Source organism: Rhodococcus sp. AC861 (genome assembly GCF_979256035.1).
On the sequence record NZ_CEEDMW010000077.1, the window covers coordinates 1 to 248 of the forward strand.

At 72.6% G+C, this 248-nt stretch carries 1 protein-coding gene; it reads left to right on the top strand.

What is annotated here, in order from left to right:
- Nucleotides 1-248 (top strand): protein kinase domain-containing protein (locus tag AC0IX4_RS23220; RefSeq protein ID WP_471831436.1); only part of this gene is annotated, 248 nt, incomplete at both ends.

The following is a 248-nucleotide window of genomic DNA, read 5'->3' on the forward strand; positions in this document are numbered from 1 at the left end:
CGGTTCGAGTTCGAAGCGCGTGCCGTGGCACGTCTCAGCCACCCGGGACGGGGTGCCGTGTACGACCACGGCCGCGACGGAGAGCACGCCTTCCTCGTCATGGAACTGGTCGCGGGCGGAACCCTGCGCGAACTCCTCCGCGAGCGTGGACCGATGCCTCCCCACGCCGCGGTCGCCGTTCTCCCACCCGTTCTCGACGGCCTCGCCGTCGCGCACCGCGGCGGCTGGGTGCACCGCGACGTCAACCC